This window comes from Pedobacter suwonensis, assembly GCF_007833675.1.
Taxonomy (GTDB): domain Bacteria; phylum Bacteroidota; class Bacteroidia; order Sphingobacteriales; family Sphingobacteriaceae; genus Pedobacter; species Pedobacter suwonensis.
In genome coordinates this window covers 636,645-660,726 of record NZ_CP031708.1, presented here as the reverse complement: position 1 = coordinate 660,726, position 24,082 = coordinate 636,645, and the positions used below count along the sequence as shown (strand labels likewise).

Genomic DNA, 24,082 nt, shown 5'->3' with positions numbered 1-24,082 from the left:
GCTTAAATAATTTAAGGTAATGATATATGTTTAAAAAAGTACTGATTGCAGAAGACGAAGATTTTATGAATGTCGCATTGAGGATGGCATTGGAAGACCTGGGCATTGTACAGGATAACCGCGATTATGTAGTGAACTGCGATTATGCCTATAGCCGGGTAAAAAAGGCCATCAGTGAAGCTAATCCCTATCAGTTGCTTATTGCTGAGTTATCTTTTAAGGGTGATACTGAAAGAAGGGAAATTTCTTCCGGCTGGGAATTGATCCAGGCGGTTAAGGAAATACAGCCGGCAATCAAAGTGATGGTTTTTTCGGCAGATGACCGTAAAAACATTGCCGACCGGCTTTTTAAAGAGTACCAGATTGATGCCTATGTGCATAAATCTTTTGGCGCAGTTAATGCTTTTAAAACAGCAATAAAAGCCGTTAACGATGGTCAGAAATATTGCTCAGCCAATCTTCGCCGCTATCCGGGTGATGAAATTTTAGCTGAACTGACCGGAGAAGAAAAACTTATTTTAAAACTCACCACCGAAGGGGTAAAGCAAAAATCGATAGCAGCCTATTTCAAAAAAAAGGGAATGGCCTCCTCCAGCCTGAGCCATATCGAGAAAAAACTTAAAGCCCTTCGGGAGAAATTAAATATCCCAACGACATTTTTGCTGGCCTGGCATTGCAAAGAAAGGGGCATTGTATGAATCTTTGCGACTTTTAAATCATGTGAAGTCGAAAAATTATGGTCCGCCTCAAAGTAAAATGCACCTAATGCTGATTTTATTCATGATTACCCCTCGTAAATGTTTCTAATTAAGATAAAAGCTATTTGTGCTGTAGTGCTTATTGCTTAATTTTTCAATATAAAATTTATCCGGAAGAAGCTTTAAATGTCTTCAATAAAATGATTTTAATAAGGTGTATTACCTTTTTTTAATCTCAAAATAACATGTCGAATTTGAGGTAACAAGAGTAAAATAATAATTACGAAAAACACACCCGTAAGCATCAGATCATAATAATCTCTTGTGGCACGAGCCAATATTTGACGGCCTAGCATTTGATTAAAATAGCCTGTAGATAATGCTTTTGAAGTATAGATATCGCTACCTGCATGGAGATATTGATTTTGAATATTGAGCAGGGTGGCTGGCCATTGCGGATTGGTTTCTGTGAGGGTTTCCCGGATTTTTTCCCGAACTGCTGATTTTGCAAATAATTGAAGTTCGTTATTCAGTGCCAGACTGGCTGTAAACCCTGTAAACCTGGCCAATATGCCTACAAGCGATGCATTAATGGCAATTTTGGGAGGTGCTGATGAAGCGGTGAATGAAACAATAGGCACAAATAATACGCCGGTTGCTACACCATAAATAAACATAGGTAGGATAAAATCAATGGTTTCGCCCTGAACAGAAACAAATAATATCATATAAGCATAATAAATTGCCATTATGCCAAAGCCAACAATAATTATCCTGATTAAGTTGTAACCCATCAGGATAAACCTGGAAGTAACGAACATACTCAGTACGGTCCCTAAAATTACAGCCGTCCAGATAGGAATGGTGCTCAGTGGGTCATTTCCTAAAATTACTTCAAGGTAGCCGTAGGCAAGTCCGGTGCTTCCTTTAAAAATATAAAATGTAAAAAGTAGTACCAGCCCGGTTACAAAATTCTTTGCCTTGAAAATCTGTAAGTTGATTAATGGCCGTTTAAGCTTCAATGCCCTGTTGATGAAAACTGAAAGAATAAGAAGATCAGCTACACTGAGCGTGGTGATTAACGAACTGCCGTACCATCCTAATTGTCGCCCGTATACCAGGATGTATCCCATGATTAAGATAAAAGATACATAGAACAGATAACCTGGCCAATCTACCTGATAAAGCGGAATCTTTTTGCTAAACCGCGCTTCACTATTCATGGTGAGCAATACCGCAATTGTTAGCATGAGGATTAGGATCATCAATCCGTAGGATAACCAGTTAAAATCAAAAAAATAAATGACCACGCTGGTAAAAACAGAATAAAAGGGAACGGCAATCTGTATGCTGCCATACAGCAGGCTAAAAGCAATTACACGGGCGCGTACAGAAGGTAATCTTGGGAAAATAAGCTGTAAAACAATCCCTGACATCAATGCACAGGTAATTCCCTGAAAAAACTGGCAAACCACAAACAATGTCCAGTCTTTGAAGTAAAAACAGATCACAGCACATATTGCATTTACGGCAAGGGCGATCAGTAAATATTTCCTTGGTGCAACATATTTTACGATCCGGAAATCAAGTGCCAGGAAAGCAACGGTAGAACCATAAATCACAACCATGCCATATTGCACATCGGTAGGCTGTATCCCATAAAAACCCATTGCTGCAACCGGACTGCCATAAAAAGCGAAGCTAAACAGACAGGTCATCAGAATGGCAGATATGACGGATCTTGCCACCCATTCTGACACCCGCGATTTGAAAATTGATATTTTGTGTGCTTGCATCATTAATCTTTTAAAACGTAAACACTGGCATTCATTCCGGCAGAGAGTTTTGCTGATTTTTCAGGCGCATCAGTCAGTTTAATCCTTACAGGGATACGGTGGATGATTTTGACAAAATTACCGGTAGCATTATCTGGTGGAAGTAGGGAATAACGTGAACCAGTGGTTGGCGAAAGTGATTCGATGGTACCACTGAATTTTTCATTTGGAAAAGCATCAACCTCAATGGCTACTGCTTGCCCGGTTTTGAAGTTGCTGATCTGTGTTTCTTTAAAATTTGCAACTACCCATTTTTCCTCAGCTTTGTTTAGCAAAAAAGCCAATGTTTGCCCGGGTTGTATCAGTTGACCTTCCTGAATGGTTTTTTTACCAATTTGTCCATCAAAAGGTGCAGTGACAACTGTATATCGAATGTCCAGCTCCTGTCTTTTAAGAAGTGTTTCTTTGATTTTTATCTCTGCCTGTATAGCATGATGCTGCGCTTTAAAATCGTGAAGTTTAGATTGTGCTACGTGTAAAGATGCTTTGGCCTGATCATAATCTGACTGTGCAATGGATAAAGAAGTACTGATGTTATCAAATTTTTGTTGTGTGGCAGATTCATCTGCCAGTAGGTTTTTATAACGGTTAAATTCTTTTTGCTGTTGGTTCAATCTAGCCTGAGCCCCTGCCAATTGTGCTTTTATAACCTCCATACTTTTAAGCTGCGTTTCTTCGTTGGCAGCCAATATGGGTAATTTGGCGTGTGCACTCATGAGTTCTGCTGATGCAGCATCTTTTTTCAGTCCATACTCGTCCGGCTCAATAACTACAAGTGTATCGCCTTTTTTAACGAGCTGATTGTCCTTGTAATATATTTTGCTGATATAGCCACCCACTTTTGCGTTTATCGGTGAGAGATAAGCATCTACCTGTGCATCAGTGGTCTGCTCATAGCGATATCCCTTTAAGAAATAGGTAGCCACCCAAATTATCATCCCTGTGAATAATGTAATTCCCAGCCATTTGGTAAGGCTTACCACCATTTTATCTGTTTTATTTTTGTTCATTATATTTTGATTAAAGAATGCCTGCGATTGCCAATAGTTTGATATGGGTTACTTTTACGTTTGTTTGTGCCGTTGTCAGGTTGAATTTTGCTTCCAGTAAAGCGTTTTCTGCTTCCAAAAGATCGGTGAGGAGTGATTCCTGATTTAAGTAGCTACTCCTGATGACACGAAGGGCTTCAGTGGTTCTGATGATGTTTTGTTCTGCTGTTTCCACGCGCTCCCAGGCCTGTTGTTGCTGTAAATAAGCTTCTTTTACCTGAAGGGAGATTTCATCCTTCTTTATTTCTGCTTTTTCTTTAGCCTGGTTGCTGATAACCCGGGCATGGGCAATGGTATGTTTGCTTTTGTACAGATGATCAATAGCATACTGTACTTTAATGCCTGTCTGACCAAATCCCCACAAGTCATTCGAATACGGATAGAAGGAAATCTGCGGGTAAGTATAATTGTAACTGGAGTATAAGGCCACTTTGGGCAATAGGGTAGCTTTCACTTGCTTTACGTTGAGTTCGCTCCATTTGATATCACTATTGACTATCTTGTATTCAGGAGATTTGTTGAAAGCAATGTTTACATAATCATTGTAGCCACCATCTGCAATGGCGTTTAATTCTATTGCATCTTCGTATCTGATGGCCAGCGCAGTATCATTTTTACGTCCCATCAGAATATTGAGGCTTTGTTTAGCTATTTCGATCTTTTTGCCAACATCGGAAAGACTAAGTTGCAGTTGAGACAATTTTACGGAGGTTCTTAGTACATCACTCTTGAGCACCGTACCGTTTTTATGCAGACTTTCTATCCATCTCAATTGCTTTTGTTCTGCTTCAATTTCTGCATTAAGAAAATGATAGAAATGCAAAAATTTATAGAGATCAAAATAAGCAACTGCTAGATGATATTTTACGCTATGCTTTTGCAGATCCAGTTCATATTGTTTCCGTGTCTCTTCTTCCTTTTTTAGGGTGATGTTCCTTTTATCCTGGCCACCACTGGATAGGTTAAAGTTCAGGTGGTAACCTGCTCCGTATCCATAGCCTTTTACGGGCACATCCTGTGGTGAAGAGAATAATCCATTGTCGTAAATCAGAAATTTGGAATTAAGTTTTACGTCTCCACCAACCGAAAGACCCGGGAGCAAACGGTCTTTGGCTTCCAATATTTCTATTTTACTTTGCTGATAATTTAGGTCAGCTAGTTTCAGCTGCCGGTTATTCGTTTCAGCCACTTTCCATATTTCTTCCAAACTCAAAGCCTGGACTTTTTCTGTATGCTGGGCGTAAACAGAGGATGTAGATAACAGCAACAGCAGGCCCAAAATCGGAGCTGTTTTATATTGTTTCATTGGTTTTGTTTTTATAAATGATTGGTTTCTTTCTTTTTTCCAGCCATTGTTTCAGCAGCTTTTTCAACTCATCAAAAGCATAGCTTAAATCTATCATTGACATGAAGGGACCTGAATAGGTAGAATGCGGCAAGGAGATGCTGCCTTTATCGTTTTCATCATCTTTATAAGGTAATTGATGTTCTGGTTTTTTGGCTTGCGATTGCGCCTTAAAATCTTTTTCAGGCTTTATGATGCGATGTTCCATAATGATTTTTCTAATGTTAACACAGCAAAATTACCCAACACCTTAGGCTATTATTATATATAATTAGCCTAATATTTGTTATATTCGGCCATATGAAAATTCTGAGTGAATTAATCAAGTTGGTAGATCAAAACCCTGATTCCATCGTGGTGATGAGACAACAGACGGAACAGCGTTTGCCTGCTCACCAGCATAATAAGACTCAATTGTTATTGGTTTATGGCGGGATTGCTTATTTGCAGACAGCCGAAAAGGATTTTTATATTCCGTCAAATCATTACATCTGGATACCCAAAAATTATCCTCACAACCTGATGTTTAATACACAGGATCTGTACATTGTCAATATATACTTCCCTGAAAAAAAAGCAGTAGGTTTTTATGACGAACTTGGCATTTATCCGGTGAGTAAGCTTCTTGCAGAAATGCTTTCATTTAGTGAGAGATGGCAAGGCGACTATTTTAAAGGGTCATGGGAATTTGAATTTTTAATAACGCTTAAGGGCGTATTATCAAAGGAAAATCTTAAAAAATTCTCCATCCAGCTTCCTACTACAGACGATAAACGGCTCAATGCCCTTATCGAAAGCTTTAGAAACCGGTTAAATGAAAACTTAAGTTTAGCTATTATTGCCCGGCAATCGGGAATGAGTGTGCGTAGCCTGACCAGATTATTTCAAACGAAATTGCATATTACTTTTGTTCAATACTTAAAGATGCTGCGGATTATCCGGGCGATGGAACTGATAAAAGATACAGATTTGAACATGACGGAGATTGCCTATGAAATTGGCTATTCGAATATTGCAGCGTTTAGCAATAATTTTCAGCAACTGACCAATATGAGACCGACTGAATTTAAAACCAAATAAGAAGTACGGCTATGGTTTTTCTGGCTATAACCAACCCCTAAAATAGCTAATGGTAATTTTTATTGGTGTGATCTAAAATTAAGTGGCCTGTTGGCAGCCGGCAGGTAATGTTATGCAACATTATCCTGAAATGGAGTAATACTGATTTCGATCATCAGCTTTTCAAAAAAGAAATAGAAACCAAACGTATTCCTGATTTTCTTAGGTTCGCTTTCAAATGATAAGTTGGCTTCTGTCTTTAACTTTTCATAGATCTCCCAAACGGCTAGCTCATTTTTCTGATAAAATCCGATGTGGAAATTGTCAGGATATGCAGGGACATTTTCCTTATGGTTTAATTCCTGTCCCCAAATAACCAGGGCGAAATGATTGCCGTTTTCCAGAACTGCCATTTTGCTGTTCCGATTGACAATTAAACTAAAACCTAAATGTTTTATAAATAGATTTATAGCATTATTTACGTTTTTTACGACGATGTTGATGTGGTTCAGATCCATTTTATTCGTGTTTTAATTACAGAACAAAATTACTTTTCCGGCATCAGGCTCAATTGGATAAATCGGTCGTTTTCGTTTTTATTTAAGATAAACGGTTTTACCCCGGCAAACTTTTTCACTTCCCTTATAAAATGCGACTGGTCTGCATAACCGAGTTGCGGGTAAAAATCACCGTTTTTCAATTGCTTCAGCGAATTTGAGAACCGGATGATATTAAGATATGACTTCAAGGTTATTCCAAACCATTTATTAAAATAACGGTTCATCTGTCTGCTGCTCCAGTAAATTTTTTCTTGCAGCGCTTTTACCGTAATTTCTCCTCTGGCTGCATAAATTGATTCGAACAACTTGATTTTCCTGTCGTCAATATCTTCCTGCAACAGAGAAGAAACGATATTGACGGCTTTTTGTTGAAAGGTTTGAAAGTCGTCCAGGTCATCCTTTGAAAATCCCCAATAATCAGCAGGTAGTATCTTTCTTGTATTTTGCAGCTCAGCAAAAGATGCTTTAAAAACATATTCGGCTGCAATGGGATAAAAGCTGATGGCAAACATAGTGGATTGTGGAAAGGGCGGTTTAACCACCGGCTCAGAACAAATACCTGAAATAAATAGCTCAAAGTTTCCATTTCTATCTGCGAAAAGAAATAAATCTATTTTCCCATCCGGAACAACAATACCTGCATTTTCTTCGTCAGAGTGGTTTTTTTACCATCCAGATGCTTTCTACAAAGGGTTGCAGCGTTTCATCGGGTTTCAGGCAGATGTATGCTAATTTATTTCTATGCGAGCTCATCTATGATCATTCGAATACAAAGCTATGAATTTAGCGGCTTGCCACATCTTTGTTGAGTTCAATTTCGTTCATGGTCGTTTGCGGCGTTAATGCAGCAAGCAGCACTATTGTTAATGGCTTTAAATTTTTCATCCTGCAAAAAGAAACCTGATTTTATTAAAAAAGATGAACTCCCCTCCGAAACACAGGGTGTGCCAACTCACTGGTATTCGTTTTTTTCTAGAAAGGGATGAGCTAATGCGAAATAATTTATAACATTTAGTAGTTTCGCCCCCGATGAAGATTTTCTATGTGATGCTGCTGAGCTTATGCTCAACGAGTCTTTTTGCGCAAGTTTTAAAGGGTAAGATAAGCACTACCGGCGATTTCCCTTTAGCAGATGTTTACCTGCAGAACCTGCGGAGTAAAAAGCATGCACATACTAATGAGGCTGGTTTTTTTCTGATGAAAGATGTAAGAAGGGGCGATTCCATCCGGGTAACGTTGCTGGGTTATTCACCTGTGACAACAGTTGTAGACGGATTTGTAATGGATATCAGTTTATCACCCGCTAATTTCCAGCTAAATGAAGTGGTTGTATCGGAAGGTATAAACCACCTCTCGTCTGTAGCGGCTGTGGATCTCGCTACAAGCCCGGTAAATTCTTCGCAGGAACTTTTAAGAAAAGTACCCGGCCTCTTTATCGGCCAGCATGCCGGCGGGGGAAAGGCAGAACAACTTTTTCTTCGTGGCTTCGACCTGGATCATGGAACAGATATCAACATTTCTGTAGACGGTATGCCGGTAAACATGGTCAGTCATGCACACGGGCAGGGTTATGCAGACCTGCATTTCCTGATTCCTGAACTGGTGGAAAAGATTGATTTTGATAAAGGCCCCTATCATGCAGATAAGGGTAACCTGGCTACCGCCGGCTACGTCGCATTCCAGACCAAGGACAGATTAGATCACAGCTCCCTTACGCTCGAGGGCGGAAAGTTTAATACCTTTAAGGGACTTGGATTGATCAATCTGGTAAATGATGCCAAACAGGCGGCCTATGTGGCCGGGAGTTACATGAAAACCGATGGTCCTTTTGAGGCTAGCCAGGATTTTAAAAGGCTCAACCTGATGGGAAAATATACCCGGTTGTTCAATAACCTCGATAAGCTTTCGTTTTCAGTAATGCACTTTAATAGTTCATGGCTCGCCTCCGGCCAGATTCCACAACGTGCGGTAGATGAAGGACTCATTTCCCGGTTTGGGGCTATTGATGCCAATGAGGGTGGAAAAACCAGCCGCAGTAATCTCAATCTGCAGTATGATCAATTCATTAATGAAAGCACCTCGCTCAAATCCAGTGCCTTTTATAGCCGTTATGATTTCGGGCTTTACAGCAATTTTACTTTTTTTCTTAATGATCCGGTGAACGGAGACCAGATTAAACAGCAAGAGGGCAGGAACATATACGGGCTGCAATCGGTATTGAGTAAGAAATACAGTTCATCAGCTGCGGACTACGGCATGCAGTTCGGTACCGGCTTAAGGGCAGACCAGGTTAAAGATATTGAGCTTTCCCATACGCTAAACCGGCGCACTACCCTTGAACAGGTTCAGTTTGGCGATGTTTCTGAAATTAATGCTTATGCCTTTTTGAATACAGAGATTGATATGGGTAAACTCCTGATCAATCCTGCCGTGCGCCTGGATTATTTTAACTTTAAGTATATTGATCATTTGAATGGTAATTTTGCTGCGCGTACAGGAAAGGCTACGCTAAGTCCTAAGCTGAATTTTCTGTATAACCAGAGTAAAGACCTACAGTTCTTTTTGAAAATGGGGAAGGGATTTCATAGCAATGATTCGCGCGTGGTGATAGCAAAGAAGACTCAGGAAATCCTGCCGGCTGCTTATGGAGCTGACCTTGGGGCAAGCTGGAAACCGGCACCACGTTTGATACTAAACGCAGCCCTATGGTATCTCTACCTGCAACAGGAATTTGTATATGTTGGTGATGAAGGGGTAATTGAGCCCAGTGGAAGAACATCAAGGAAGGGAATTGATTTTGGACTGCGCTACCAGTTAAACAATTGGTTTTTCTTAAATGGCGATATGACCTACAACCACGGAAGGGCACTGGATGAGCCGGAAGGGGCAAATTACATTCCCCTGGCGCCACCTTTTACCTTTACCGGGGGCTGAGCATGAAAGACCTGAATAACTTCTCCGGAAGCATTAAGGCCCGCTATCTTGCCTCACGTCCGGCTAACGGCGATAACTCAATTATTGCAAAGGGTTATTTTATTACCGATGCCAATGTGAACTATACCTTGAAGCGTTTTACTTTTGGCATTATTACCGAAAACATTTTTAACAGGGCATGGAATGAAACGCAGTTTGCAACCGAATCGAGGTTGCAGAATGAGCCCCTGCCAGTTGAGGAGATTCATTTTACGCCGGGAACGCCTTTCAGTATCAGAGCTACTGTATCGCTCAAGTTCTGATAGATGACCAGAGCAAAAAGTTGTACGGAAAGAAGAAAAAGCAGGAACCCGCCAACCGTAAAATCCAGCATCAGGAAAGGCTGCAAGCAAATACCGCTGGCAAGGCCATCAACAACACCACAGTTAGATTATTAAATAAAAATGAAGGAAACCTGCTGAGTCCCCTGGTGCAGCCCGGTGTTGAACGCTGGCACAGGGTTTATTTTGCTGTAAACATAAGGCCCGGAGATATCAATTGAGCCGGTTAACGCTGGCGCAACAAAATATTCCTGAACTAAAGGGATAAACGACTCAATCCAGCAAATTTTCACCTCAAAATTGTTTTTTGTAGGGGCTTTGTGGTAATTTATATCAGGGAAATCGCTTTTAACTTTTTCTCTTTTAGTTTCCAGCTCTTTCTGCGCATGCCTAAGCGTTATGTTTGCCACGAAGGCAAGAAAAACACAGAAAAATTTAATCTACTCCGTGATTTCTGCGTTTCTGTGGCTAATTCATTTTTGCACATTTTTTAAAAGCAATATCCCTATAATTTATCTGTTTTATTTCGTTTTCGGGCTTGTTTATCCTTATCTTTGCGGCGAAATGTTGAACAGGTTTGTTGCCATATCTTTATTATTTGCACTGATCGGATCCAATTTTTCGCGTTTTTTTATCTATGCCGGTTTCGAAGTAAACCAGAAGTATATAACAGAGAAACTATGCGAGAACAGGAACCGCCCGTGGATGCACTGTAATGGGAAATGTTTTCTGATGAAGAAATTAAAGCAGGCCGAGGAAAAGGAGAAAAAACAGGAAAGGGAAAACCAGCGTAGCCATTACATGGAAGCGTTGCCTACTGCTGCCTCGTCCTTTACCTTTAAACGCTCAACTGTTAAAATGATCTATCCGGAACGACCAGTGCTTGGTACCATGCACCGTGCATTTTCTATATTCCAGCCGCCAAAAGCCTTAAGTCTTCAGGCTTAAACCCATTTGTTTTATCTTTTTTTGCCGGATGCATTCAGGAATTTTCTGATTGCCTCGCATTCGTATAATTCTAATCCATCGTTGCCACTTTTTTTGGCTAGCGCTGACGTTTAGGCCTGTATTTTATTTTCGGGATCATCTCCCTCAAAATCCAAATTACAAACCCATACCTTAATGGCATGCGATAGGTATGCCCCAACGAATTATATTTAAAAAAATGAAAAAATTTTTAACGATCATATTATTAGCTACAGTTTTATTTGCTTCATGTTCAAAAGATGAGCTGGTTACCGTTGCTGATGGTGCTGGAAAAACTACCGTTACTTTCGATGCTACATTCAATGGCAGTGATTTTGCATTGAACAAAGACTTCACCCTGGGAACCAAAACCTTTAATTTTACAAAGTTCAGATACTGGGTCAGCAACGTAGTGCTGGTAAATGCAGCAGGCGACGAAGTAAAGGTTCCAGGATCTTATTATTTATTGGAAGAAACAGGTGTTATAAACCTTGTAGGGGTAAACAACGATAATGCCGGAACCATCTATCCGGCAACAAAACGCGAAGACGTAGTGCTGAAAGAAATTCCTGCTGGTGATTATAAAGCCATTAAGTTCGGCGTTGGTGTAGACCAGAAATATAACGATAATATGAGCCTTCAGTCGGGTGAGCTTTCTCAGTTGAACGGGATGACCAACGTATCGTGGATGTGGCTGACGAGCTATATCTTTACCTCGGCTACAGGAACCGTTAAAGAAGGCACTGCCAGCAAAACGCTTAAGGTAGAAACAGGCTTAAACGCCAATTATAAAACGGTGGCATTGAATCTTCCACAAAGCATTAAAATCGGTTCTTCAAAATCAGCAAATATTGTTATTAACGTAGACCTTTCAAAAGCATTTGACGGCATTGATGTGATAACTACACCAACTGTCGGCGCATCGCAGGCTGCTGTAATGAGCGCTGTAGCCGCCAATTACGGTGGTAAAGTTTTTTCAGTTAAGTCTGCAAACTAACTGGCATGAACGGCAAATATGCAGTCCTGCATCTTTCTGCCTTGATGCTGCTATCGGGCACGGTGATATCCTGTAAAAAGGATAACCGCCCGGTTGAAAATTTCCCGGCACCGACACCAGCCAGACTGGAAGTGCCGGGTAATTTGCCGAAGGTAGCAGACGATGCGGACAATCCGCTTAGTGCTGAAGGAATTGAGCTGGGGAGGATCTTATTTTATGACGCAAGATTATCAGGAAACAACAAACTGTCCTGTGCATCATGCCACAGGCAGGATATTGCCTTTTCTGATGCAACCGCATTAACCAGTATCGGGGTGTCGGCTAAGCCCCTTCACCGCCATACACCAACACTGTTTAACCTGGCATGGGCAAAAAGCGGCCTTTTTTGGGACGGTGGCTCAAAGAATCTCGAATCGCAGGCTTTAGGGCCATTGACCAGCGAGGATGAAATGCACCAGGATCTTTATGAGCTGGAAAGGGAACTTAAAGCGGTACCGGATTACGTTAAAAGGTTTAAACTGGTGTTTAACAGGGAAATCACCTCAACGGATGTACTCAAGGCATTGGCACAGTTTCAAAGGACACTGATTTCTGCTGGCTCAAGGTACGACCTTTACATCAGGAAAGTGCCTGGCGCGACATTGAGCAGCCAGGAACTACAGGGACTTGCGCTGGTAAATGCAAAATGCGGGAGCTGCCACCAAGGTGAACTTTTTACCGACTACAGCTATCACAACAACGGCATTGATGCTGCTTTTCCAGCCGACCTGGAAGGAATTTACCAGGGAAGGTACCGCGTGAGCTTTGATTTGGCTGATATGGGCAAATTCAAAACCCCTTCATTAAGGAACGTGATGCTCACCGCTCCGTATATGCATGATGGACGATTCAGTAACCTGGACCAGGTTTTAGATCACTATCGTTCGGGAATCACCTATTCAGCAACTGTAGATCGGGCCCTGTATCAAAATAATGGCAATTTGGGTATTCCGATCTCGCAGGCAGAAAAAGCGGCCATAAAAGCTTTCCTATCCGCCCTTACGGATGATGCTTTCACAAAAAATAAAAAATTCAGTAATCCTAATTAATGTATGATGGAAAAATTTAATAGAAAATATAATCAGTTAATTTTGCTCCTGGCCTGTTTTTCAATACTGGCCTCCTGTAAAAAGGGTGATGAACCCGCTCCGGAATTTGTGGAGACCAATCTGGCACCTTTTTCAGTAGAGTTTGATAACATCATCGGCGACCGCACGCTTACCTTCAATAATACCGCTGCGCCCTATACCAACGCAGCCGGCGAAAAGTTTACCGTTTCCATGCTGCAGTATTTCATCAGCAACATTAAGGTGGCTACCGCAGATGGAAAAGAATACGCAGTAAAACAGGATAGCAGTTATTTTCTGATCAGATCATCAGACAAAGCTACCCGTTTTGCAAAAGTACGTGTGCCTGAGGGCGATTATACCAGGCTGACTTTTACTCTAGGTGTAGATAGCCTGAGAAGTACCATGGGTATTGATAAGCGTACAGGAGTACTTGACCCGGCAGCAAATGGCGATCATGATAGCGGGGGCATGTACTGGGGCTGGAACTCCGGGTACATATTTTTCAGGTTTGAAGGCAATTCCGGGGTGATCTCGGATGACGCAAATGGTGATCCCACCGGAAAGAAACAATTCAAATACCACATCGGCGGCTTTGGTGGTTATGCTGCGCCGACCATCAACAATATCAAAACCATCACTGTTGATCTGACCACTGCAGGTATTGCCAAAGTGAGAAAGGACAGGCAGAGTAACGTTCACCTTTTTGTAGATGCGATGAAGGTATTTAACGGGCCTGATGGCTTTAGTATCGCCGCTCATCCCAATGTGATGTTCAGCGATTATAGCGTAAACATTGCAAAAAACCTGACCACGATGTTCAGACACGACCACACCGAAAACTAGGCATGATGAATAAAAAACAGATATTGATTATTTTTTCGCTATGCCTTTTTGTTTACGCCTGCAAGAAGAGCGATATGGTGCAAGAGCAGGTGGAGGCCTTTCTGGGATTTCAGCAACCGGCCAATTTTCCGGAGCCCGTTTACAAGCTTTCTGCCAATCCGGTAACCAAGGCAGGCTTTGAGCTTGGGCGAAGCCTTTTTTATGAAGCCAGGCTTTCCAGAAACAATACGGTAAGCTGCGGCTCCTGCCATATCCAGTCTTCTGCTTTTACGCAGCACGGGCATGACGTGAGCCATGGCATAGATGACCGCCTGGGTACCCGGAACTCTCCGCCAATTATGAACCTGGCCTGGAACAAGGCTTTTATGTGGGGCGGAGGCATTTTTGACCTCGACCTGCAGCCTGTTGCGCCCATCACCAACCATGAAGAAATGGATGAAAGCGTTGAGAATGTGATGGCGAAGCTGCGCCTGCTTCCAAAGTATACTACCCTGTTCAAAAACGCTTTTGGCACGGAGGAAATCACCACTGCAAAGATGATGAAAGCACTATCGCAGTTTATGGTGATGTGCATCAGCAGCAATTCTAAATACGATAAAGTGATGAGAAAGGAAGCGGGTGTATCCTTTACCACCCAGGAGCAGCAAGGTTATCTGCTGTTTAAAGAGAAATGTGCTTCTTGCCACAGCGAGCCTTTGTTCACCGACGGATCTTTTCACAATAACGGGCTCTCTCTGAGTCCTATTAACGACCAGGGATTATATACCGCTACGCTGATCGCAACAGACAGGTACAAGTTCAAGGTACCATCACTCCGAAACCTGAAATATACAGCGCCTTACATGCATGATGGCAGGTTTTTAACGCTTGACGGCGTACTGGAACATTATCATTCGCAGGTGCAGGACCTGCCAAACCTGGATCCTATCCTAAAGAATGGCGCCAGGCTGGGCATTGCCCTAAGTGATGATGACAAGGGTAAACTCCTGGCATTTTTAGGCACACTAAACGATGAGACTTTTATAAACAACCCGGCCCTGGCCGAACAATAACACTTTAGCATGAGCATAAAAAAAACATTGATATGGGTTTTTCTGATGGCACTTGGCTTTCCGTCCCTGGCCTGCGATATCTGCGGCTGTGGGGTAGGAAGTTACTATATCGGGATCCTGCCCGAATATAACAAGCGGTTTTTAGGACTGCGCTATCAGTACAAATCCCTGCACACCCACCTTGGGCCGCAAGGGGAGCGCACGCCGCTGACCGCAGACGAGACCTACCAGAGCGCCGAGCTTTGGGGCGGATGGAACTTTGGAAAGAAGTTCCGCGTTTTAGCATTTGTTCCTTATAACTTCAACCAGCGTAAAAGCCAGGAAGCAAATGGTACAAAGAACGGAATGGGTGATATTGCGGTGATGGGCTATTATAACCTGTTCAACCATACTGGTACCCTGGGCGAAAAACTACTTGTCCAGTCGCTTTGGGTGGGTGCTGGGATTAAGGTGCCTACCGGGAAATATGAACCTGCCGAGCGCCTGGCCGTTCAGGAATCGCCCAACAACTTCCAGCTGGGTACCGCAAGTACCGATTTTACAGTAAATGCGGCTTATGATATCCGCTATAACGACCTTGGACTGAACCTGAATGCCAACTATAAAATAAATACCGAAAACCAATATGCATACCGTTACGGCAATAAGTTTACCGCAAACGCGCTGGTGTACTATAAGTTCCGCATCGCCCATAGCGTAACGGTAGCGCCAAACGCTGGGCTACTCTATGAGACTGCGGACAAGGATGTGGAGAACAAAAAATATATGGTCGACGTGTCTGGCGGCTATTCGCTTTCAGCAGTTGCAGGCCTGGAGGTTGCCATGAAAGGACTTTCGATAGGCGCCAATTACCAGAACATCAGATCGCAGGACCTGGCGGGCGGAAGGGCATATGCCGGAAACCGCCTGATGGTACACATGAGTATTCCGTTTTAAATACACAGTCTAAAATTCAAGTTATGGATATTAAAAATTTAATCAAAAAAAGTTTAGGTGCCTTAGGCGCATTTGCCTTCTGTGCAGCAATGACCATTGGCTGTAAAAGTGAACCCGATTATAAAACCGTACGGCAGGAGGTGATGGATCTTCATGATAAGGTAATGGGAGACGGGGAAAAGGCAGTGAAAAACAGAATGGTACTGGATACCCTTTCCAAAGTAAGGTTAAAGGAGCTTAAGCAGGCAAAGCCTGATCTTGATACCACGGAGGAAAAAAATAAAATCAGTTTATTGATTGCAAAGCTGAACAAGGCAGATGATAACATGATGGACTGGATGCATGATTTCCAGCCAGATATTGAGGGAAAGAGTAATGGAGAGGCGGTGAAGTATTTTCAGGGTGAGATGATCAGGATTAAAAAGCTTGATGGTGAATACAAAAAGGCACTGGATGAATCGGATGCTTACCTGGAAAAGTTTAACCTGAAACCTGCTTCAGCAGCGGCTGAACATGACCACAGTAAACATTAATTTAAAAAGCGGAGCGATGAAAAAGGAAACTTTAAAGTGCCTGCTGCTGCTTGCAGTGGTAGCCATAATCTGCTCGTGCGGGCAAACCGCGCGCAGATTGCCGCTGATACCGGATGGGGTGAAGCAGACCATGGTAGATGGAAAACCCGTGATTGATACGGTTTACAAAACCATATCGGATTTTGGCTTTTTAAACCAGGATAGCATCATGGTGACCAATAAAGATTTTGACGGCAAAATCTATGTGGCGGATTTCTTTTTTACTTCCTGCCCAACCATTTGCCCCATCATGCACCGCAACCTTTTAAAAGTATATGAAAAATATAAGGGCAATCCGGAGGTGATGTTCTTATCCCACACGATTGATTACCGTTATGATATTCCATCGAGACTGAAGGCCTACCGTAGCAGGCTTGGGGCAGCAGGTAAACAATGGCAGTTTGTGTGGGGAACTAAGGACCTTGTTTACGCCATGGCCCAAAAGGATTACCTGGTTTCGGTCAACGAAGACAAGGCCGCTCCGGGAGGTTATGTGCACCAGGGTTATCTGGTGCTGATCGATAAGCACCGGAGGGTGCGCGAAGCGTATGATGGAACGAAGCAAGATCAGGTAGAAAAGCTTATGGCAGACATGGATATTCTTTTGAAAGAAAAATAACAATCGAAGCCTGAACAAAAAAAATAAAAAACATGAAAAAAATAATATACCTGCCAGGGGTGGTCCTGTTGCTGAGTATGGCTGCCGCAAAGGCAAATGAAAAGATGATGGTGGTAACGCTGCAAACAGACACGCTGAAAAAGGATGCCACCGATCCGGTGTGCAAAATGAAAGTGAAAGCGGGCAATACGAGAACAGCCATATATCAAAAAACGGTTTACGGATTTTGCTCGGAAGGCTGCAAAAATAAATTTGTAGCAGAACCCAAAAAATATATCGGAAAATAAATAATGAAAAAATATTTGTCATCACCCTTGGTATGATCCTGTTTTCCCTCAACCTCAGGTCGCAGGATAACTTTGATCAATGGCCGGCATCGGGGCATTTTCATGCCATCATTTCACAGAGCTTTCACCCGGCAGCATCAGGAAACCGCGCTCCGGTAAAAAAGCGCGCTGGTGAGCTCCCGGAAAGTGCAGTATTGCTGCACAAATGCGTCATCCCGGCCGAATTTTCGGGGCCTGGAATCATCCCCGCTATCCACAAGCGCTGCCTGGAAAGTGCAGCGCCGGATAAACTCGTTAAGCGTAAGGTTGAGGGTGAATTGATTTAGCCGGGCTTAAACAGGTGCATGACCGTTTACATACCATTGTTGGGATTTGTAGCGACAAAAAGATTAAATGAAAAGAATAGTGATTACAGGCTTATGTTTTTTAGCCTTAACGGTTGGGGTAAGTGCCCAGCAAAAAACAAAGTTAAAAAAGGACACCGTGAGCGCTGCACCAGATACATCGGCAAAGGTACTCGATGAAGTTAGGATCAGCTCGCGCTATTACCGCAGGTATAACCTCAACAAATCTTCAGCTGCGCTGAAGCTGAGTACCCCGCTGTTGCAGCTGCCGCAGAACATTCAGGAAATTGATCAGCGCCTCATTGAAGACCAGCAGGCCACCACCATTAATGAAAGCGTAACGCGAAACGTGAGCGGGGCACTGCGAAACAACAACGCAGACCTGTACAATTCTTCGGTATTTATGCGCGGGGCGCAGATTACCCCGATGCGTAACGGCCTGGACCTATCCATGATCTATGCAGGGCCCAGCGCTGAAGATGCAGCCATTATTGGCCGCGTAGAATTTATTAAAGGTCCATCGAGTTATATCAATGGTTTATTCGACCCTGCCGGATCTTATAACGTGCTCACTAAGCAGCCTACCGGTACCGGGAACCGTGAGGTAAGTTTTACTACGGGAAGCTTTAACCTGTACCGCCTCAGCGCAGATTTGGATGGAAATCTTGATAAAAGTGGAAAATGGCAGTACCGTTTAAATGCTGCCGGGCAAAAGTCCAGGTCCTTCCAGAAGTATAATTTCAATGATAAGGTGGTGGTAAATCCGGTCATCAGGTACAATATAAACGATCATTCTTATATTTCTGCTGAGTATCTTTTCCAGGACCAGCGTTACCAGCAGTATTTTGCTACCGTTTTCGCCCCCAATGGATTTGCAAGTTTGCCGGCAGATTTTACCATAAACGATCCGAATAAGGCGCCGTTTAAATCCATCGAGCACAATGGCTTTTTAAGCTACCACCACTCTTTTAACAAAAACTGGCATTTGACAATCAATACTGCCTATGCCAGGGACCACCTGGAAGGTACTTACTTCTTTGTTTCGCGTTACAATGCGGCCCAGCCCAACCTGATTATGCGCAGGGCAACTTACGAGCGCTTGAATACCGGTGTAATGGCCATCCAGCCCTACATCAGTGGTGAGTTTTCTACCGGTAGTGTCCGCCACCAGTTGCTGGGTGGGGTAGATGTTAACCGTAAAAAGTTCATCTCCTATTCCGGATCTGGTGATCCGACCGCCAACCAAACCCTTTATCCGCTTGATGCCAACCATCCCGTTTACGGCATTTCTTTTGATGCCAACGTGAGAGCGGGCTCATTATCAGCTATCGCGACTGATCAACAATCCATCTCTTATCAGGCTGCTTATGTGCAGGACGAACTTGGGCTGTTTGAAAATAAATTAAGGATGACTTTGGGAGCAAGGCTAACTTTTAGCAAAACCGGCGTACAAAAAAGCCCGACAAAAACCAGTTTGGGCGAGACTAACAATACGGCCTTTACGCCAAAATTGGGATTGAGCTATTCGCTGAGGTCTGATTTTTCGGTATATGCACTCTATGACCAGACCTTTACCCCGCAGAGCGGCGTAAATACAACCAGCGGCGAAGCATTTAAGCCATTAAGGGGCGAAAATATGGAAGCAGGCCTTAAAAAAGACTGGATGGGCGGAAAATGGAATACAACAGTGTCCATTTACAGGATTACCCGCGATAATGTTAAAGTGACTGATCCTTCCACCAATATCCAGACGCAGCTCGGCCAAACCACCTCAAAAGGGATAGAGTTTGACCTTAAGGGGGAGATTGTTAAAGGCCTTAATGCAGTAATCAATTATGCCTATACCGACAGTCACATTTCGAAAGATGAAAATCCGGCCAGGCTGGGACTCACCACGCCTTTTACGGTAAAGCATATCCAGAATACCTGGCTGCATTACCTGTTGCCGGTTGAGAAAGTGCGGGGCTTATCCATATCAGCAGGCTACCAGCTACAGGTGGGTAGGGCAGGCCGCTATGAACTTCAAAAACTATCCCTTGCCCCGGTGTTCAGGTTAGATGGTGGCATAGGCTGGTCGCAAGGCCACTTCAGCGTAAACGGAATGGTAAACAATATCCTGAACAGGTTTAATTACGGAAGCGCCTGGATTACACCATCTTCAGCAACCATTGGCGCCTATGCCTATGTACCTTATCCACCAAGGGAATTTAGGTTAAATATTGGCTATAAATTTTAATATTTAGGAAAGTGATGGATTGGAAGAAACGTTTAACAAAGATATCCTTTAAGCTCCACGGATGGCTAGGCCTTGCAGCAGGCATATTCTTTTTGCTTTATGGAATGAGCGGTTCGCTGCTGGTTTTCAGGCATGAGCTTGAGCGCTATTTCAATCCTGAGCTCCACCGTCTGGTCCCCGCAGCAAAAAAGCTTCCTGCCGATGAGCTTTACCGGATGGTGCTGCATAGCCATCCAAACCTTAAAAAACTCGTCCTGCACGATTTTCCAAGAGACAGGTATGACAGTTATGAGTTTATGCTTTACAAAAGGCAGCAAAAAGTATCTGATAACTACCTGTATTATGTTTTCGTAAATCCCTACAATGGAAAGATCCTCAGAGAAGGCGGTTATGATCAGTTTTCGCCATCCTTTCTGCGCTGGGTTTATACGCTTCACTATAGCCTGCAACTGGGTATTCCGGGAATGCTGATCAGCGGGATACTCGGTCTGGTGATGCTGCTATCGCTTATTACAGGCACGGTAATTTACCGCAAACATTTCTGGAAAGCCTTGCGCTTCAGGGCAGGACTGAACTTTAAAAGTTATCGAACGGGCATCTCCTCCCTGCACCGCATTATCGGCGTTTGGGCATTGCTGTTTAATATCATACTGTTTTTTACCGGCTTCTGGATGCTTAGGGAGTATTTCAGCCCTGCCATGTGGGTGCTTCCAAAGCAGCAGGCAAACTATGAAGTCCCTGCAAATATCGATCACCTGGTGGCCCTGGCCTGTAAAACTATTCCAGGCTTTGTTCCAATTGCGGTAAATATTCCAACGGTAAAAGGTACTGACATTTTATTGCGTGGCCAAATGCCCCAAACCAGCAATGTGCTGCTGAAGGGCAAGGCCAGCGGCATTACCTTCGATGCGCAGACCGGCGAAATGAAAGATAAAAAGGTAATTGATGAGCAGGGGCTATCTGAACGGCTTGAGCATATGGCTTACGAACTTCATGCGGGTGCTTTTGGCGGTGATATCTTAAAATGGATATATGTGCTGTTTGGCCTCACACCGGGTTTCTTATCCATAAGCGGGGCACTGCTTTGGCTAAAACGAAAAAAAAGATAGGCCATGAAATTTATTAAATTTTGGGTTTAGCCTGGTAAAAACCAATTCTTATTATCATTAGCTAAACATGCGCTAAAATAAAAGCACATCTACGCTCAACGTTCCCAATTGGAACAGTAACCACGTCATATCCCAATGCTGTATAAGTTTCTTTCATTTTCTCATAGGTAAAAACTGCTTCATCCCAGCTTTGCTTTCGTTCCGTATCGGTTTCATAAATTTCTTCCCATGGTGGCAGGATAAAAACCTTTTTATTGTAAACCGTAGCTTTTATCGTTTCATAACATTTTTCAGTTACGGGTATCTTTTCCATTTTCATGTAGCACAAAGTATCAGGCAGGCCACGATCAAAAAAAGCAATTCTATCAGGATGCATATCAACAATTTGATGATAAGCTTTTAGCGATTCTTTGAACATCAATTCGGCATACCGCTGTTTATTTTTCCACGGCACACCGTCGCCGTTGTGATCAACCTGATCTTTGATAATTGCCCGGGCAGATTCAGTAGCAATTGTAAAACCTTTATTTGCTAAACCATTAATCAATGTAGTTTTACCTACACCCGGACCGCCTGTGATGATAAAAAGATCCGTTTTATCAGTATTCAGTTTGTTATTCATATCATTGATGTTTTTAAATGGGAATAAGAGGACATCATTTGGAATTTCATGATCATACCATTCTTGCAAATCAGTTTGATAGCTTAATGATGCTTCATCACATGGATGGTAACCATTTATGGGAAAAGAGTACTTATCCGGTTATCGGGCCGTGTTTATTTTGACAACCTGATCTTTTTCCTGTAAGCTTTTTTGATTTCGATCAGTATCACAGCGTTGGCGCCTTTTGCACCGTAAATGGCTGTAGCCGCTGCATTTTATTACGCCTTAATCATTAACGATATAGTAAATGCCGTTAACCATTGCAACGCCACAGGTAGTTTTAAAAGCATTACGTGTGCTTTCCGGGGTGTGGGTTCCCCATATATTCCACATCAGGCCCTGGTTATTGCGGATAGACCAAGCCTGTGCTGCATTGGCATCAAGCCAGGGCCCGTAATTACTTGCTGTACCCGTATTTTTTAACCAGTTCAATCTGCTGATGCGAAAGTACTGGCTAAAATGACAAAATTAAGGACTAAGCCCGGCTATCAGTTTTAAAATGTTCTCTGCGCCAGGCTTAAATAGCGGTTCGGCCCGGGTTTACGGTTTTAAAATTTTTGAAACAGCAATGGCATCACCATCTGTATCAATATTGTAAAGCTGTACAATGCCTTGATCGGTGGTAGCCTGCCCGAAAATATTTTGCTGTTGCTGGGCGTTTACGGCATTTTCAAATATAATCCCGGTAGCATTTGCCGCCGTCTTGTAAACATTTCCCAATGCGATTGCTGGTGCTTCCGCTGCAACTTTTACATTAGCCTGCGTAACAGCGTCTGTAACTTGTTCATTAATGCATGTCGACTGGATTCTTGCTGCCGATTGGTTTTCTGCCTGATTCATGAGGTTGTCTTTTAGTTTGATATAAAGTTAAGAAATAGCGGGTTAAAAAAAACTTTTTAAAGTTTAATCCCTTTTCTGCTTTCTGGTTATTCCGAAATCTGTATGGCAGAATATGCCCGGATCAGGGAACAGCTTATTCAAACGTTTGGCAAACCTAACCAGGCTGATGAAAAACCCAAATCAGTTCCTTTTGAAGGGCAAAGCTACCTCAGCCAGAAAACACTTTGTTAAACTGATGCGGTGCACACTGAGCTGAGCATGATATTTGGGGCCGGTACCTATCGGATCAGGTTAACCCTCTACTGGAAAAAATAGCCTTGTATTGTATCCGGGCCACTGAAGGAGATCAGTATATTTGATTACAAAAAACATCAAATATTATGACAGCTAATTCAATTTATCAGTTAGTGAACAACATTGACCCTTCCGTTAACGGTTTTGTGCATGTATTAGGCTATTATACACCAGGTGACCATGGTGGTGGTGACTTCTTTTGGGATAGCACGGCAAATGAAGATGTGGATGGAGGGAGAATAATCAAATCAGCATTTCCAGGAGTTACAGTTGGCAGATGGAAAAGACGGTACACTGGTGAACTAAACGTGAAATGGTTTGGGGCGAAAGGTGATGGTTCTAATGATTCAGTTTATTTTCAAAATGCTATAAAAACAGGATTAAATATATTTATTCCTGAAGGGAAATATGCGGTATCAGGCCTGGTTTTGCAGGGAAACCAGGCGTTTTTTGGTGAAAGTACGCTCTCTGAACTTCAGGCTTTTGAGACAGATAAACCAATACTTACAATGGGCGAATTTAGCAGAGTGAAAGAACTTTCTTTTTATTCTCCTACATATGTTGCTGATCCAAATTTCTGTGCTATCAAAGTCAATAACCACGGGTATAGTGTTATTATTGAAAATTTAAGAATAACTGGTGGGTTTACCAACGCGGTTAATTGTATCAATTCAAATAATGTAAGCATATTCAATTGTTTCATAAGCGGGATGGTTGAATCACAGATTGTAATCAGCAAAGGCACACATAATGTCATTGAGAACAATACCATGGAAAAATGTGGAGGTAATTCTTTTATAAGATTGATTAATGCTGCAACCGTCATTATCAAAAACAACTACATTGGTGGTAGTGATACGGATCGTCCTTCAGCTCAGGGTATTTATGCTGAATCGAATGATCCTGATTACCATTTTGCTGTGTTAATCGTAGACTCGAATGATATAGATAACATAGGCGGGCAAGCTGTGGCAGTTGTAGGTTATTATTCAGTCAGAATAAAAAGTAATTGGTTCTCTGCAGGTAGAACAGTTGGGGTAAGTGCTGTTTACCTGAATAGTTGCGCACGTATAGATTTTAACGGAAACGACATTTATACAAGTGGTTATATGGGATTGCAAATGGCCGACTGTGAAGTGGGATCAATAACCAATAATCAAATCGAGCAATGTAAGGATACAGGCATTTTTATGTTGCGCTGCAAAGAATTCTGCATACAAAGCAATCAAATAGGATCGCTTACCCCTAAAGATCCTAATGGAGGGTATGACATGAAAGTTGGCCTTTCAGAAAATCAGGGGGATTATAATATCATTAGTAATAATATTTTCAAAGGCAACACGACGACCAACTTGTATTATGAGGGTGCTCACAATGTCGTAAATAGCAATATTTCTATGTAAACAAGAAAAAG

The 24,082-nt window shown here is 42.5% G+C and carries 28 protein-coding genes; 18 read left to right on the top strand and 10 right to left on the bottom strand.

Going from position 1 to position 24,082, the window contains the following annotated elements; all coding sequences use genetic code 11:
• The first annotated feature begins 26 nt into the window (after positions 1-26).
• Positions 27-698: a response regulator transcription factor gene (locus DV942_RS02650; RefSeq protein WP_145855084.1), complete on the top strand. Its 672-nt coding sequence runs from the start codon at positions 27-29 to the stop codon at positions 696-698.
• A gap of 206 nt (positions 699-904) precedes the next feature.
• Here the strand turns inward: DV942_RS02650 and DV942_RS02645 are convergent, their stop codons facing one another.
• From DV942_RS02645 to DV942_RS02630, 4 genes are all read right to left on the bottom strand, one after another.
• Positions 905-2,416 carry an MFS transporter gene (locus DV942_RS02645; protein ID WP_244950809.1) on the bottom strand — a complete coding sequence of 504 codons (1,512 nt, stop codon included), beginning with the start codon at positions 2,414-2,416 and terminating at the stop codon, positions 905-907.
• A gap of 80 nt (positions 2,417-2,496) precedes the next feature.
• Entirely contained in the window at positions 2,497-3,543 is a 1,047-nt protein-coding gene (locus DV942_RS02640; RefSeq protein WP_145855080.1) for an HlyD family secretion protein, read from the bottom strand.
• 10 nt (positions 3,544-3,553) lie between these two features.
• The gene (locus tag DV942_RS02635) at positions 3,554-4,888 is read right to left on the bottom strand and encodes a TolC family protein (RefSeq protein ID WP_145855078.1); all 1,335 of its coding nucleotides are present in this window, start codon (positions 4,886-4,888) and stop codon (positions 3,554-3,556) included.
• A complete protein-coding gene (locus tag DV942_RS02630) occupies positions 4,875-5,135 on the bottom strand; it encodes a hypothetical protein (protein ID WP_145855076.1) in 261 nt (86 codons plus the stop codon). Before DV942_RS02630 ends, DV942_RS02635 begins: the two co-directional genes overlap by 14 nt.
• 92 nt (positions 5,136-5,227) lie before the next feature.
• On the opposite strand from DV942_RS02630, the gene DV942_RS02625 reads away from it, so the two are divergent.
• Entirely contained in the window at positions 5,228-6,007 is a 780-nt protein-coding gene (locus DV942_RS02625; RefSeq protein WP_145855074.1) for an AraC family transcriptional regulator, read from the top strand.
• Between the two features lie 110 nt (positions 6,008-6,117).
• Here DV942_RS02625 and DV942_RS02620 read toward each other — a convergent pair whose 3' ends face one another.
• Together DV942_RS02620 and DV942_RS02615 are read right to left on the bottom strand one after the other, a co-directional pair.
• Positions 6,118-6,504 (bottom strand): VOC family protein, encoded by a 387-nt coding sequence (locus DV942_RS02620; protein WP_145855072.1) that lies wholly within the window; start codon positions 6,502-6,504, stop codon positions 6,118-6,120.
• A gap of 29 nt (positions 6,505-6,533) precedes the next feature.
• A complete protein-coding gene (locus DV942_RS02615; RefSeq protein ID WP_145855070.1) occupies positions 6,534-7,058 on the bottom strand; it encodes a helix-turn-helix domain-containing protein in 525 nt (174 codons plus the stop codon).
• 517 nt (positions 7,059-7,575) lie between these two features.
• On the opposite strand from DV942_RS02615, the gene DV942_RS02610 reads away from it, so the two are divergent.
• Positions 7,576-9,480 carry a TonB-dependent receptor gene (locus tag DV942_RS02610; protein ID WP_222431150.1) on the top strand — a complete coding sequence of 635 codons (1,905 nt, stop codon included), beginning with the start codon at positions 7,576-7,578 and terminating at the stop codon, positions 9,478-9,480.
• A 2-nt stretch (positions 9,481-9,482) separates the two neighbouring features.
• Positions 9,483-9,782, top strand: a complete 300-nt coding sequence (locus tag DV942_RS23620; RefSeq protein ID WP_222431149.1) for a TonB-dependent receptor — start codon at positions 9,483-9,485, stop codon at positions 9,780-9,782.
• A 131-nt stretch (positions 9,783-9,913) separates the two neighbouring features.
• Here the strand turns inward: DV942_RS23620 and DV942_RS02605 are convergent, their stop codons facing one another.
• Positions 9,914-10,210: a hypothetical protein gene (locus DV942_RS02605; protein WP_145855068.1), complete on the bottom strand. Its 297-nt coding sequence runs from the start codon at positions 10,208-10,210 to the stop codon at positions 9,914-9,916.
• Positions 10,211-10,532: 322 nt separating this feature from the next.
• Here DV942_RS02605 and DV942_RS02600 point away from each other — a divergent pair, with 322 nt between their 5' ends.
• The 12 genes from DV942_RS02600 (at position 10,533) to DV942_RS02545 (ending at position 20,870) form a co-directional block, all read left to right on the top strand.
• Positions 10,533-10,748 (top strand): hypothetical protein, encoded by a 216-nt coding sequence (locus tag DV942_RS02600; protein WP_145855066.1) that lies wholly within the window; start codon positions 10,533-10,535, stop codon positions 10,746-10,748.
• A gap of 217 nt (positions 10,749-10,965) precedes the next feature.
• Complete coding sequence (locus DV942_RS02595) at positions 10,966-11,763, top strand: MbnP family protein (RefSeq protein ID WP_145855064.1); 798 nt, start codon at positions 10,966-10,968, stop codon at positions 11,761-11,763.
• A gap of 5 nt (positions 11,764-11,768) precedes the next feature.
• Positions 11,769-12,851, top strand: a complete 1,083-nt coding sequence (locus DV942_RS02590) for a cytochrome-c peroxidase (RefSeq protein ID WP_145855062.1) — start codon at positions 11,769-11,771, stop codon at positions 12,849-12,851.
• A 3-nt stretch (positions 12,852-12,854) separates the two neighbouring features.
• Positions 12,855-13,715: an MbnP family protein gene (locus DV942_RS02585; RefSeq protein ID WP_244950808.1), complete on the top strand. Its 861-nt coding sequence runs from the start codon at positions 12,855-12,857 to the stop codon at positions 13,713-13,715.
• A gap of 5 nt (positions 13,716-13,720) precedes the next feature.
• Positions 13,721-14,767, top strand: coding sequence for a cytochrome-c peroxidase (locus DV942_RS02580; RefSeq protein WP_145861568.1), 1,047 nt, complete (start codon positions 13,721-13,723; stop codon positions 14,765-14,767).
• 9 nt (positions 14,768-14,776) lie between these two features.
• Positions 14,777-15,703: a transporter family protein gene (locus DV942_RS02575; RefSeq protein WP_342354899.1), complete on the top strand. Its 927-nt coding sequence runs from the start codon at positions 14,777-14,779 to the stop codon at positions 15,701-15,703.
• A 23-nt stretch (positions 15,704-15,726) separates the two neighbouring features.
• Complete coding sequence (locus DV942_RS02570) at positions 15,727-16,236, top strand: hypothetical protein (protein ID WP_244950807.1); 510 nt, start codon at positions 15,727-15,729, stop codon at positions 16,234-16,236.
• Positions 16,217-16,894: an SCO family protein gene (locus tag DV942_RS02565; protein ID WP_450091365.1), complete on the top strand. Its 678-nt coding sequence runs from the start codon at positions 16,217-16,219 to the stop codon at positions 16,892-16,894. Before DV942_RS02570 ends, DV942_RS02565 begins: the two co-directional genes overlap by 20 nt.
• Before the next feature lie 32 nt (positions 16,895-16,926).
• On the top strand, positions 16,927-17,181 hold the full coding sequence (locus DV942_RS02560; protein ID WP_145855058.1) for a YHS domain-containing protein: 255 nt from the start codon (positions 16,927-16,929) through the stop codon (positions 17,179-17,181).
• A gap of 32 nt (positions 17,182-17,213) precedes the next feature.
• Entirely contained in the window at positions 17,214-17,507 is a 294-nt protein-coding gene (locus DV942_RS02555; protein ID WP_145855056.1) for a hypothetical protein, read from the top strand.
• A gap of 67 nt (positions 17,508-17,574) precedes the next feature.
• Positions 17,575-19,761 (top strand): TonB-dependent siderophore receptor, encoded by a 2,187-nt coding sequence (locus DV942_RS02550; RefSeq protein WP_145855054.1) that lies wholly within the window; start codon positions 17,575-17,577, stop codon positions 19,759-19,761.
• Between the two features lie 14 nt (positions 19,762-19,775).
• Positions 19,776-20,870: a PepSY-associated TM helix domain-containing protein gene (locus DV942_RS02545; RefSeq protein WP_145855052.1), complete on the top strand. Its 1,095-nt coding sequence runs from the start codon at positions 19,776-19,778 to the stop codon at positions 20,868-20,870.
• A 61-nt stretch (positions 20,871-20,931) separates the two neighbouring features.
• On the opposite strand, the gene DV942_RS02540 is transcribed toward DV942_RS02545, so the two are convergent.
• The 3 genes from DV942_RS02540 to DV942_RS02530 all read right to left on the bottom strand — a co-directional run bounded on the left by DV942_RS02540 (position 20,932) and on the right by DV942_RS02530 (position 22,374).
• Entirely contained in the window at positions 20,932-21,492 is a 561-nt protein-coding gene (locus tag DV942_RS02540) for an AAA family ATPase (RefSeq protein ID WP_145855050.1), read from the bottom strand.
• A gap of 267 nt (positions 21,493-21,759) precedes the next feature.
• Complete coding sequence (locus tag DV942_RS02535) at positions 21,760-21,966, bottom strand: hypothetical protein (RefSeq protein WP_186462407.1); 207 nt, start codon at positions 21,964-21,966, stop codon at positions 21,760-21,762.
• Positions 21,967-22,074: 108 nt separating this feature from the next.
• Complete coding sequence (locus DV942_RS02530) at positions 22,075-22,374, bottom strand: RebB family R body protein (protein WP_145855048.1); 300 nt, start codon at positions 22,372-22,374, stop codon at positions 22,075-22,077.
• 102 nt (positions 22,375-22,476) lie between these two features.
• On the opposite strand from DV942_RS02530, the gene DV942_RS23960 reads away from it, so the two are divergent.
• Together DV942_RS23960 and DV942_RS02525 are read left to right on the top strand one after the other, a co-directional pair.
• Positions 22,477-22,605 (top strand): hypothetical protein, encoded by a 129-nt coding sequence (locus DV942_RS23960; RefSeq protein ID WP_280525552.1) that lies wholly within the window; start codon positions 22,477-22,479, stop codon positions 22,603-22,605.
• Positions 22,606-22,754: 149 nt separating this feature from the next.
• Positions 22,755-24,071 carry a right-handed parallel beta-helix repeat-containing protein gene (locus DV942_RS02525; RefSeq protein ID WP_145855046.1) on the top strand — a complete coding sequence of 439 codons (1,317 nt, stop codon included), beginning with the start codon at positions 22,755-22,757 and terminating at the stop codon, positions 24,069-24,071.
• Positions 24,072-24,082 lie beyond the last annotated feature (11 nt).

Coding starts and splice junctions, on each gene's coding strand:
- DV942_RS02575 (WP_342354899.1), top strand. CDS start 14,777: ATGAGCATAAAAAAAACATTGATATGGGTTTTTCTGATGGCACTTGGC.
- DV942_RS02560 (WP_145855058.1), top strand. CDS start 16,927: ATGAAAAAAATAATATACCTGCCAGGGGTGGTCCTGTTGCTGAGTATG.
- DV942_RS02645 (WP_244950809.1), bottom strand. CDS start 2,416: ATGACCTGTCTGTTTAGCTTCGCTTTTTATGGCAGTCCGGTTGCAGCA.
- DV942_RS23620 (WP_222431149.1), top strand. CDS start 9,483: ATGAAAGACCTGAATAACTTCTCCGGAAGCATTAAGGCCCGCTATCTT.
- DV942_RS02650 (WP_145855084.1), top strand. CDS start 27: ATGTTTAAAAAAGTACTGATTGCAGAAGACGAAGATTTTATGAATGTC.
- DV942_RS02640 (WP_145855080.1), bottom strand. CDS start 3,543: ATGAACAAAAATAAAACAGATAAAATGGTGGTAAGCCTTACCAAATGG.
- DV942_RS02545 (WP_145855052.1), top strand. CDS start 19,776: ATGGATTGGAAGAAACGTTTAACAAAGATATCCTTTAAGCTCCACGGA.
- DV942_RS02565 (WP_450091365.1), top strand. CDS start 16,217: ATGACCACAGTAAACATTAATTTAAAAAGCGGAGCGATGAAAAAGGAA.
- DV942_RS02635 (WP_145855078.1), bottom strand. CDS start 4,888: ATGAAACAATATAAAACAGCTCCGATTTTGGGCCTGCTGTTGCTGTTA.
- DV942_RS02600 (WP_145855066.1), top strand. CDS start 10,533: ATGAAGAAATTAAAGCAGGCCGAGGAAAAGGAGAAAAAACAGGAAAGG.
- DV942_RS02625 (WP_145855074.1), top strand. CDS start 5,228: ATGAAAATTCTGAGTGAATTAATCAAGTTGGTAGATCAAAACCCTGAT.
- DV942_RS02525 (WP_145855046.1), top strand. CDS start 22,755: ATGACAGCTAATTCAATTTATCAGTTAGTGAACAACATTGACCCTTCC.
- DV942_RS02555 (WP_145855056.1), top strand. CDS start 17,214: ATGATCCTGTTTTCCCTCAACCTCAGGTCGCAGGATAACTTTGATCAA.
- DV942_RS23960 (WP_280525552.1), top strand. CDS start 22,477: ATGGCAGAATATGCCCGGATCAGGGAACAGCTTATTCAAACGTTTGGC.
- DV942_RS02630 (WP_145855076.1), bottom strand. CDS start 5,135: ATGGAACATCGCATCATAAAGCCTGAAAAAGATTTTAAGGCGCAATCG.
- DV942_RS02570 (WP_244950807.1), top strand. CDS start 15,727: ATGGATATTAAAAATTTAATCAAAAAAAGTTTAGGTGCCTTAGGCGCA.
- DV942_RS02540 (WP_145855050.1), bottom strand. CDS start 21,492: ATGAATAACAAACTGAATACTGATAAAACGGATCTTTTTATCATCACA.
- DV942_RS02610 (WP_222431150.1), top strand. CDS start 7,576: ATGAAGATTTTCTATGTGATGCTGCTGAGCTTATGCTCAACGAGTCTT.
- DV942_RS02550 (WP_145855054.1), top strand. CDS start 17,575: ATGAAAAGAATAGTGATTACAGGCTTATGTTTTTTAGCCTTAACGGTT.
- DV942_RS02585 (WP_244950808.1), top strand. CDS start 12,855: ATGATGGAAAAATTTAATAGAAAATATAATCAGTTAATTTTGCTCCTG.
- DV942_RS02620 (WP_145855072.1), bottom strand. CDS start 6,504: ATGGATCTGAACCACATCAACATCGTCGTAAAAAACGTAAATAATGCT.
- DV942_RS02580 (WP_145861568.1), top strand. CDS start 13,721: ATGAATAAAAAACAGATATTGATTATTTTTTCGCTATGCCTTTTTGTT.
- DV942_RS02615 (WP_145855070.1), bottom strand. CDS start 7,058: ATGTTTGCCATCAGCTTTTATCCCATTGCAGCCGAATATGTTTTTAAA.
- DV942_RS02530 (WP_145855048.1), bottom strand. CDS start 22,374: ATGAATCAGGCAGAAAACCAATCGGCAGCAAGAATCCAGTCGACATGC.
- DV942_RS02590 (WP_145855062.1), top strand. CDS start 11,769: ATGAACGGCAAATATGCAGTCCTGCATCTTTCTGCCTTGATGCTGCTA.
- DV942_RS02595 (WP_145855064.1), top strand. CDS start 10,966: ATGAAAAAATTTTTAACGATCATATTATTAGCTACAGTTTTATTTGCT.